This window comes from Delftia sp. ASV31 (genome assembly GCF_016428765.1).
Classification (GTDB): Bacteria; Pseudomonadota; Gammaproteobacteria; order Burkholderiales; family Burkholderiaceae_C; genus Comamonas; species Comamonas acidovorans.
This window is the reverse complement of the sequence record NZ_JAELTK010000151.1, coordinates 1-7,544: the sequence shown is the minus strand read 5'-3', so window position 1 is coordinate 7,544 and position 7,544 is coordinate 1. Positions and strand designations below refer to the sequence as shown.

The 7,544-nt window shown below is 65.9% G+C and carries 6 protein-coding genes and 1 pseudogene; 3 read left to right on the top strand and 4 right to left on the bottom strand.

Features of this window, described 5'->3' with window-relative positions:
* The 3 genes and pseudogenes from JHD82_RS28290 to JHD82_RS28280 all read right to left on the bottom strand — a co-directional run.
* A pseudogene (locus JHD82_RS28290) lies at window positions 1-360 on the bottom strand (thiazole synthase); the annotation flags it as partial.
* Between the two features lie 32 nt (window positions 361-392).
* Window positions 393-590 carry a sulfur carrier protein ThiS gene (gene thiS / locus JHD82_RS28285; RefSeq protein ID WP_012205130.1) on the bottom strand — a complete coding sequence of 66 codons (198 nt, stop codon included), beginning with the start codon at window positions 588-590 and terminating at the stop codon, window positions 393-395.
* A 119-nt stretch (window positions 591-709) separates the two neighbouring features.
* A complete protein-coding gene (locus JHD82_RS28280) occupies window positions 710-1,828 on the bottom strand; it encodes an FAD-dependent oxidoreductase (RefSeq protein WP_080518239.1) in 1,119 nt (372 codons plus the stop codon).
* Between the two features lie 354 nt (window positions 1,829-2,182).
* On the opposite strand from JHD82_RS28280, the gene thiD reads away from it, so the two are divergent.
* The gene (gene thiD / locus JHD82_RS28275; protein WP_199140182.1) at window positions 2,183-3,064 is read left to right on the top strand and encodes a bifunctional hydroxymethylpyrimidine kinase/phosphomethylpyrimidine kinase; all 882 of its coding nucleotides are present in this window, start codon (window positions 2,183-2,185) and stop codon (window positions 3,062-3,064) included.
* 33 nt (window positions 3,065-3,097) lie between these two features.
* Here thiD and JHD82_RS28270 read toward each other — a convergent pair whose 3' ends face one another.
* Window positions 3,098-3,574 carry an SH3 domain-containing protein gene (locus JHD82_RS28270; RefSeq protein ID WP_199140180.1) on the bottom strand — a complete coding sequence of 159 codons (477 nt, stop codon included), beginning with the start codon at window positions 3,572-3,574 and terminating at the stop codon, window positions 3,098-3,100.
* Window positions 3,575-3,775: 201 nt separating this feature from the next.
* Between JHD82_RS28270 and JHD82_RS28265 the strand changes: the two genes are divergently transcribed.
* Both JHD82_RS28265 and JHD82_RS28260 read left to right on the top strand, forming a co-directional pair.
* Window positions 3,776-4,540: an ankyrin repeat domain-containing protein gene (locus JHD82_RS28265; protein WP_012205134.1), complete on the top strand. Its 765-nt coding sequence runs from the start codon at window positions 3,776-3,778 to the stop codon at window positions 4,538-4,540.
* Window positions 4,541-4,655: 115 nt separating this feature from the next.
* A complete protein-coding gene (locus JHD82_RS28260) occupies window positions 4,656-6,857 on the top strand; it encodes a TonB-dependent siderophore receptor (protein ID WP_199140178.1) in 2,202 nt (733 codons plus the stop codon).
* The last annotated feature ends 687 nt before the right edge of the window (window positions 6,858-7,544 follow it).

Here is a 7,544-nt window from a genome sequence, read left to right as displayed (position 1 = left end):
GTCGGGCTGCAGGGTGTAGTCGTCGCCGATCAGCTCCAGCTTGATCCAGGGCGTCTCGAAGACTTCGCGTGCCATCTGGGCCGTGGTCACGGCTTCCTGCACGGTCATGCAGCCGGCGGTGTTGGGCAGCACGGGCACGTTGAGCTTTTTGAGCAGTTCCCAGAAGCTGGCGCCGGTCTCGGCGGCATTGCTGCCCTGGCGGCGCAGCGAGGCCGTGACCATGGCCGGGCGCGCGCGCTGCACGGCGGCTTCCAGCACGGCGGGCGAGGGGTAGCGGGAGGTGCCCAGCAGCAGGCGGCTGTCAAAGCGCTGGCCGTACAGGACCAGGCTGTCGTCGGAGGAAGAGGCGGAAGTCGTCATGGCGTGAGGCAATGGGAGAGTCGGATGGGGCATCAGCCGCCGGTCACCGGCGAGATCACTTCGAGGCGGTCGCCGTCGTTCAGCGCCTGCTCGGCATAGCGGGCCTTGGGTACGAAGACGGTGTTGATGGCCACGGCAAAGGGCGGGCGCGGTGCAAGCTGGGCCAGCGCGTCGGCCACGGTGGCTCCGTCGCTCAGTTCGGTCGCTTGCTGGTTGATGGTGATGTTCATGGCGGCTGGGGGGAAACGAAAGGCGGGTACGGGGGCTTGTTCGATCTTAGGCAGGGCCGGGCCTGGCGACCCTGCATGCATGTCCGGTCTGTTGTGCGTGAAAGTGCCGTGCGTGCCGTTCAGGCGGCTGCCTTGTGCTGCGATGGCGCATGCTCGACGGCAACATCGAAGCGGCGGGCCAGTTCGGAATCGCCGCTGTCGAGCAGCTCCAGCACCACGTCCAGCATGGCCGGCGCGATCATGAAGCCATGGCGGTACAGGCCGTTGACCTCCATCACGCGCGGCGCGCTCCAGCGCACGGCCGGCAGATTGTCGGGCAGGGTGGGGCGGCACTGGGTGGCGATCTCGACGATGCGGCCCTCGGCAAAACCCGGATGCACGGTGTAGGCGGCGCTGAGCAGCTCCAGCGTGGAGCGCACGCTGGCCGGCGACATGTCGTCGGACTCGATCTCGGTGGCGCCGATGACGAAGAGGTGGTCCTCCTTGGGTGCGATGTAGATCGGGTAGCGCGGATGGATCAGGCGCGTGGGCCGCTGCAGCGTGACCTCGGGCGCGTGGATGCGCACCACCTCGCCGCGCACGCCGCGCAGCGCAGGCCACTGGCCGCGTGCGCCCAGGCCCCGGCAGTCCAGCACCCAGTCGGGCTGGCCCGGCGTGCCGGGACGGAAGTCGGCCAGCTCGCGCGGCTGGTTCCAGTGCTGCTCCACGCCCAGGCGGGTCAGCGTGGCGTGGAGTGAGGCCAGCAGCTGGCGGTTGTCCAATTGGCCCTCGCCCTGCAGGTACATGGCCTGGGCAAAGCGCCGCTCAAGCGCGGGCTCGCAGTCGTGCAGGGCCTGGTCGGCCAGCGGCTGCAGCGCGGGAAGGCTGGGGTTGATGCGGCGGTTTTTCTCCAGCAGGCCGAAGAAGCGCTGGGCATCGCCCGCGTCCTGGCGGTGCCAGAGGATGAGGGTGCCGTTTTGCTGGAAGAACACGGGCGCATCGAGCTGGGCCAGCAGTTCGGGCCAGCGCGTCAGGCCGTGCTGGCCCATGCGCACCACGCCGGGCTCGGTGATGGCCGATTCGGCCAGGGGCGCGAGCATGGCGGCTGCCACGCGGGCCGCGGCGCCATCGCCTTCGGGGCCGTGGGCGTCGTATACGGCAATGCCGTGGCCGCGACGGGCCAGCGCCAATGCCAGCAGCCGGCCCATGAGGCCGCCGCCCAGAATGGCGATGCGGGAAGAAGCTTGTAGAACGGACATGTGCATCTGGTGGTCAAGTGCGCCCATGCCCGTGGGACTGCCGGCCGGCTGTCCGCGCACAGGGCATGTGCTGGACAAAACGCGGCGTACCACCCCGATTGATTGAAACTCCCCACGCCAGCATGACCTGGATCGGGTGCAGGGGCGCTGCGCGGCAAGGTGCCTGTGGTGCAGGCTTGTGCGGCAGGGGGCTGGTCGCCCCGGGGCCCCAGGGTGTTTCTCAGTCACGCATCGGTGAGGCGGGCCAGGCCCTGTTTCACCGACGGGACACCCCTGTTTCGTCCGTCAGCAGGCATTACAGCACATCCCGCAGCTGCCGGTATTGACCATGCGCATGGGTGATAATTTTCGCCCATGACTGCCGACCACTCCCCTTCGACCGCCGCATCCCCCGAACCGGCTCCCGCCGCGCGCAAGCGCTATGCCCGCGTGCTCATCATCGCGGGCTCCGACAGCGGCGGCGGCGCCGGCATACAGGCCGACCTCAAGACCTGCAGCGCCCTGGGCTGCTACGGCATGACGGCCATCACGGCCATCACCGTACAGAACACGCTGGGCGTCAGCGGCATCCACGGCATTCCCGTGGACATACTGCGCGGCCAGATCGATGCGGTGGTCGAGGACATCGGCGCCGACGCCGTCAAGATCGGCATGCTGGCCACGCCCGAGGTGGTGCAGGTGGTGGCCGATGCCATCCGCCGACACCAGCTGCGCAACGTGGTGCTGGACCCCGTGATGGTGGCCACCAGCGGCGACCGGCTGATCGCGCCGGAAACCGCGTCCGTGCTGGTGCGCGAGCTGTTCCCCCTGGCCACCGTGGTCACGCCCAATCTGGACGAGGCCGCACTGCTGCTGGGCCGCTCCATTGAGGGCATAGATGCACTGGACGGCGCCGTGCAGGAACTGCTGGCGCTGGGCGCGCCTGCCGCCTTGCTCAAGGGCGGGCACTTGCCGGGCGATCTGGTGGTGGACCTGCTGGGCCATGGCAACGGCCAGCGGCTGCGCCTGCAGTCGCAGCGCATTGCCACGCACAACGGGCACGGCACGGGCTGCACGCTGTCTTCGGCGATTGCCTCTCACCTGGCGCTGGGCCTGCCGCTGGAGGCGGCCGTGGCCCAGGCGCGCGAGTACATCCTGGGCGCGATTGCGGCCGGCGCCGATGTGTTCACGGGCGCCGGCCATGGCCCGCTGAACCACGGTTATGCGCCGCGCGCGCAGGTCGTTGTCAACGGCTGAACGTCAGCCAGACGTCCAGGTAATCAGCCCAGGTCACCAGCCCCAGGTCAGGCTGCGCGCCACCCAGCCCTTTTGGCCGTTGTCGCGCTGGACCTGGGCCCAGGAGCCCTGTTTCCTGAGCGTGCGCACCACTTCCATTTCAGCCAGCTTGCCCACCACGCGATGGTTCTGGCCCGGGCCGGCGCGCAGGTTGGCGGTGCGCCCGGTCACCACCATGTGCGGGGTCTTGCCGGTCAGCGGCGCATGCACCCAGCCCAGCGTGCTCTCGTTGTCCCTGACGCGCAGCCACTGGCCCTTGCGCTGCACCACCTGCAGCGGATAGCCCTTGCCCAGTTCCCACAGCGTGGCCGAGCGCGTGGTGGGCTGCTGCCGCACATTGACGCTGGTGCCCTTGACGCTGACGAACTCGCGCGCATGGGCGACGGCCGGGGCCAGGGTGGTGGTGAGGACGGCGAGGGCGGTGGCGGCTGCGGCCAGCCAGCGGGCGGCACGGCGTTGATTGCGAGGCACGGGAACGGGTCTCCTTTCGTTCGAGGTCGGCTGGCGCGCGGAGACTTTCCAGCGCGGGCCGAGCCCAGGGAAAGCGCGTGGGATCAGGCGATGCCGCTATAGTTCCTGAATGAAACTGACGGGCGGCACCCCGGGTTCGCCTGCAATCGCCCGGGCTTGCCGTACGCTTGCCGCACCACAGTGTTTTCCAGGAGGGCTTGTATGCACCATGCTGTTTCCCGATCCGGCGCGCAGGGCCGGCACGCGGCGATTCTGACGGCCTGCCTTGCGGCGGGACTGGCGGATGTCCAGGCGCAGGAGGCCCAGGCCGTTGCCGCCGCCGCCGAGGGCCGCGACGCGGCCAAGGCGCAGGAGGGTGTGGTGAACCGCCCCGAATTCGGCCCCGCGCTGCTGGCGGCCGCCCAGGCGGGCGAAGCGCTGCAGGTGCGCGACTGGCTCAAGCGCGGCGCGCCGGTGGATGTGCGTGATCCGCAGGGCAACACTCCGCTGCTGCTGGCCGTGCGCGGCAACCATGTCGAGGTCGCGCGCTCCTTGCTGGTCCACGGGGCCAATCCCAATCTCAAGAACGACCTGCAGGACAGCGCCTATCTGCTGGCCGGTGCCCTGGGCCGGCTGGAAATCCTGCGCATGACACTGTCCTATGGTGCCGACCTGCAAAGCGTCAACCGCTACGGCGGCACGGCGCTGATCCCCGCCTGCGAGCGCGGCCACGTCGATACCGTGCAGGCCTTGCTGGCTGCCGGTGTGCGGGCCGACCATGTGAACCGGCTGGGCTGGACCTGCCTGCTCGAAGCCGTTTTGCTGGGCGATGGTGGCCCGCGCTACCAGGACATCGTGCGCCAGCTGATCACGGCGAAGGCGGACCTCAGCCTGCCCGACAAGGACGGCGTCACGGCCCTGGCCCACGCCCGCCAGCGCAGCCAGCATGAGGTGGAGCGGCTGCTGCAGGAGGCGGGAGCGCGCTGATCGACGCAAGCGAAAACGCCTGAAATCGAGGTCTGAACACCAGAATCAGACGGATCTGATTGCTTGGGAAAGGTCTTGTTGCAAATGATTTCCATTTTCAACAAAGGCCCTTGCCATGCGCACTTCAGATTGCCGTTCCCGACCTTTTGTCTCCGGCCCCCAGTCATGCCTTTATTCGGTCTTCGCTGCGGCGCTGGTCACACCCGCATACGCGCAGGAGGTGCCCCCTGAGGATCGCCAGGTCCAGCTGGCGCCGGTCACCGTTTCGGGGCCGCGCACCACCGGCTCGCGCACCGAGGCATCCGACTCGGTCAAGTACGCCAAGCCGCTGCTGGACGTGCCCCAGACCATTACGGTGGTACCGGGGCAGGTGCTCCAGGAGCAGAACGCCCTGAGCCTGCAGCAGGCGCTGTCCAATGTGTCGGGCATCACCTTCAATGCGGGCGAGGGCGGTGCAGGCTCTGGCGACAGCATCAACATCCGCGGCTTCAGCGCCAACGCCAACCTGCAGATCGACGGGCTGCGCGACAGTGGGCAGAACAACCGCAGCGACCTCTTCAACACGGAGTCTGTCGAAGTCATCAAGGGCCCGAACTCGGTCTTTGGCGGGGCAGGCACCTCGGGCGGCAGCATCAACTTGATCAGCAAGCAGCCCAAGGCCCATGACTTCACCGAGGCCGACGCAGGCCTGGGCACGGCCAGCTACCGGCGCCTCACGCTCGACACCAACCGGGTGCTGGCTGGCGGCAAGGCCGCCATGCGCCTGAACCTCATGGGCCATGACAGCGACGTGGCCGGGCGCGACACCATCTTCAAGCGGCGCTGGGGTGTGGCGCCCTCGCTGGCCCTGGGATTGAATTCGCCCACGCGCGTGACTCTCAGCTTCTTCCACCAGAACGATGACAATCTTCCCGACTTTGGCGTGCCGGCCTTTCGCGGCAAGATGCTCGATGGCGTCTCGCGCAATGCCTATTTCGGCTGGCGCAACCTTGACCGGGAAAAGATCAGCCAGAATGCCCTGACCGCGAAGATCGAGCATGACTTCGCCTCGGGCGCCAAGCTGCAGAACCTCTCGCGCTACTCGCGGCTGAGCCGCGATACCGTGATCTCTGCCTCGCATGTCGATCTCCGGGGCATGCAGCCTGGCTACTACCGGCCCGCAGGGCCCCAGGCCTATGGCCGCGATGCGGCCACCACCCTGTGGATCAACCAGACCAACCTGACCCAGCGCTTCGACACAGGCGTTTTGGGGCATACGCTGATCACGGGCTTCGAGATCGCGCGCGAGACCTATGACCGCACCACCTCTTCCTACAACATCAACCGGCAGTTCCCGGCCGGCGGCTATCCGCTGGCCCGTCCGCCCGGATACTGGACGGGCACGACGGACTTGCAAAACAGCGGAAGGAACGAAACCAGCCTGGACACCCGCGCGCTGTATGCCACCGACTCCATTGCGCTGGGTCCGCGCTGGGATCTGAACCTGGGCCTGCGCTATGACTGGATCGACGGGCGCTCCAACGCCACAACGGCCGCTGGCGTGCGCACCTCGGTGGACAGCTCCGACGGCCGGCTCAGCGGCCGCACGGCCCTGAGCTTCAAGCCCGCCGACAATGGCCGCATCTACCTGGCCTACGGTACGGCCTTCAATCCTTCCGCCGAATTCCTGGTCTCCACGGGCTCGGGCCTGGATGCGGCCACGGCCTCGCTGGCACCCGAGAAGAACACCAGCCTGGAACTGGGAACCAAGTGGGATGTGCTGGACCGCCAGCTGGCGCTGACCGGCGCCCTGTTCCAGGTGGACAAGACCAATGCCCGTGAGCAGATGGCCGATGGCAGCTATCTGCTGGCCGGAGAGCAGCGCGTGCGCGGGCTGGAGCTCGGTGCCGCAGGCAAGGTGACGCCGCAATGGGATGTCTTCGCCAACTACACCTTCATGGCCAGCAAGACCCTCAAGTCATTGAACGAGCCTGCGCGTGTGGGCCAGGCGCTGGGCAATACGCCGCGCCATTCGCTGAACCTGTGGACCACCTATGCATTGCCCCAAGGCTGGACGGTGGGCTATGGGGTGCGCTTCGTGGGCACGCGCAATGTCACCTCGGCAGGCGATGGGAAACTCTCTGCCTATTGGGTGCACAGCGCCATGGTCGGCTATGAACTCAACCGGCAATGGAAGCTCAGGCTCAATCTCGAAAACATCGGCAATAAGGCCTATGTGGCCGGCGTGCGCCAGCGCCTGGGCGAGCAGTCGCGTTCCTCGGCCGTTGAATACGGCGAAGGCCGTTCGGCCAGGGTAACGGCAACCTATCAGTTCTGAGCCTCGGGATTCGTTCTTTAGCGCGCGGCCAATTCGGGTGTGCAGCAGGTGTTGACACACCAGCTGGTAACGCAGCAATCGCCAGCGCGCTTGGGAGGGTCTGCAAACCTCGTTTAGCAGACCCTGTTCATGCCAAAGACGGCATGGCCTGCCCAGTTGAGCCGCTATCTGCCTTCTAAAGCCCATTTAACAATCTCACCGTGCTTGGTTTGGGCCTTGCACTCCATTTTTGCTCCTCGATGGCTTCCCCTGGGATCCCTGTGAAATCTCGTTTCTGAAATTTTATCCAATCAGATCAATAAGTTGCGATCGATAGGTTGCTAATAAAAGGCGGGTCGCAAACTCTATTTAAGGGGTTGGCTTGAAATGGCAATCTCAAGTTATTGCCGGGGATTAGATATAAGGTCAATGGCTAGAACTGAATTGCATGCTACTTGTGAGGCTATTGGGTTATCAGTGGTTCTATCTTTTATAATTTTTTGATTGAATGAAAATTCAAGGCGGCGTTTTCTTGGATGAATAGGTTAATTGTTATTTAACATTAAAGAGTGTGCTGGGTTTAATTATTTAATTTAGGTGAAATAATGTCTTTAAAGATCATTCCTGCAGCTGTCTCTTATACACATCTAAAATGGGGGGGGGGGGGGGGGGGGGGGGGGGGGGGGGGGGGGGGGGGGGGGGGGGGGG